Genomic DNA, 2,009 nt, shown 5'->3' with positions numbered 1-2,009 from the left:
CCGGCAAAATGCAGGCATTTCTCGCGATGGCAAAGGGCGTAGGCCGGGTAAGGCGTCAGCCGCCACCCGGCAAAAATACGAGCGCCGTCGCTAAAGGAATGCTATTGCAGATGACCGCGGTTCAGCGCAGTGAGCGGTTCATTGACGTCGAAAACTTTGCAGATAACGTCATCCACGCCGAGTGATTTCAGGCGCGCGGTATGCTTCTTGAGGTAAGCGAGGGCGGTGTCTTCATCTTCGAAAAGATAGATCCCGCCCGCCTCGTGGTTCTTTTCGTTTTCAGTCCAGACCTTCCAGATAAACCCTGGCTCCTGATTGATGGACTCGGCCAGCTCCACGAGCTGGCGGGACATCTCGCTGCCGAAGGGGCCGTTAAAGGCAAAGTGCAACTGCAGTAGTTTTTTCGACATGATTCCTCCATGGATGATATTTGAGCGGTAATACGTCATTTTAATGACCGAACGATGAAATGATAATCGTTGATTTTTTAACGGCGAAAAATGGTAACTTACTGATTTTAAAGCGCACTAAACATTAAAAACCCAACAACACGTCATGCCAAATCACGGTTAATATTCAACTGGAAACTATAAGGTTGCTTATTACTCAAGGAAAAAGCATGGCACATAAAATAAAAGCGCTGGCAATGACGATCGGCGCAGCGCTGGCGTTAACTTCTTTCGCCTCCCAGGCGGAGATTACGTTACTGAAACAGGACCCGCAGGCCGGAGATCCGCTGAGCCGCCTCAACTTTACCGTTGGCGGGAGTATTCGTCCGCAGTTCAACATGATGACCGGCGACGGCGATAAAGGCTCTTATAAGCGCAATGGTTTTGATGGCGGGACCCGTTTCCGCTTCGCCGCTGATTATTATCTGTTTGATGATATTAGCTGGATCAGCTATTACGAGCTGGGGGTCAATATTCCGGCGCTGTTTGACTGGGACAACCACTATGCGGAAGGCGCTAATAATACCACCCGTCGTATGTTATACACCGGGCTGAAGAGCGACACCTGGGGGACATTAACCTACGTACGGCCAGCAAAACAGTATTTACTACGACGTGGTCGGGGTGAAAACCGATATCTGGGATTACGACATGATAGCCCAGGCGCCGGGCAACGGTATCAACGGCGACTACGATGGTTCGTACCGTTCCCGTAATATGTTGAAATATAAGAAAACGGTGGGTGATGTTGACCTCTATGCCTCTTATTTGTTTGAAGATAATGAATATCTGCCGGGCAATGGCCTGCGCTATAAGCGTAAAGGCGGCGGCTCCGTGGGCGCGGATTATCACATCACCAAAGATCTGACCTGGGGGACCGCGTGGAACTACACCCGTGCTGAGATGCGTAACCCGTCATCATCAGACAATAAAACCTATGATCAGAATATCCTCGGCACGGCGCTGAGCTGGAAGCCGGATAACTGGACCTTCTCCTTCGGCGGCGGTTGGTATCAGAACTTTTTGACCACCAAAAAAACCGATGTTCATGACTATTTCGCCGGCGATGCCTGGGGGATTGAGTACTTTGCCGGCTATACCTTCCCGATTGGTCAGTACGCGGTGAAAACGATTCAGCCATACTTTATGGGTGACCGCCTGCAGTACGTCAATGGCCGCAACTATCAGCGAATTGATAACGGCCTGGGGATCAGCTTCCAGCTGGATTACGGCTTCCGCGTTGATTATGAGCACGTCTTTACGTCCAGCACCGACAACCTGGGAGATATGAACCTGGTGCGTCTGCGCTACGACTTCTAAGCGGCAACGACTCCCCGGTGGCGCTACGCTTACCGGGGCTACAGACCCGTGCCGTTGTGTCGCCCGGGCAAGAGGGTTATCCGCGGCCCGGGAACAGCTCCCCGGTGGCGCTGCGCTTACCGGGGCTACAGACCCGTGCCGTCGTGTAGCCGGGCAAGGGGGGTTATCCCGCGGCCCGGCAACAGCTCCCCGGTGGCGCTACGCTTACCGGGGCTACAGACCCGTGCCGTTGTGTCGCCC

1 protein-coding gene and 1 pseudogene are annotated in these 2,009 nt (G+C 53.3%); one reads left to right on the top strand and one right to left on the bottom strand.

Going from position 1 to position 2,009, the window contains the following annotated elements:
• Window positions 1–101: 101 nt before the first annotated feature.
• Window positions 102–410, bottom strand: coding sequence for a monooxygenase (locus CWM52_RS25775; RefSeq protein ID WP_100686650.1), 309 nt, complete (start codon window positions 408–410; stop codon window positions 102–104).
• 209 nt (window positions 411–619) lie between these two features.
• On the opposite strand from CWM52_RS25775, the pseudogene CWM52_RS25770 reads away from it, so the two are divergent.
• A pseudogene (locus tag CWM52_RS25770) lies at window positions 620–1,769 on the top strand (porin).
• Window positions 1,770–2,009 lie beyond the last annotated feature (240 nt).

This window comes from Raoultella sp. T31 (genome assembly GCF_002806725.1).
Classification (GTDB): domain Bacteria; phylum Pseudomonadota; class Gammaproteobacteria; order Enterobacterales; family Enterobacteriaceae; genus Klebsiella; species Klebsiella electrica.
The sequence above is the reverse complement of the archived record's forward strand: the minus strand, read 5'-3'. Positions and strand labels throughout refer to the sequence as shown.

Bases quoted from the DNA above. Each gene is read 5' to 3' on its own strand.
- CWM52_RS25775 (WP_100686650.1), bottom strand. From the start codon at position 410: ATGTCGAAAAAACTACTGCAGTTGCACTTTGCCTTTAACGGCCCCTTC.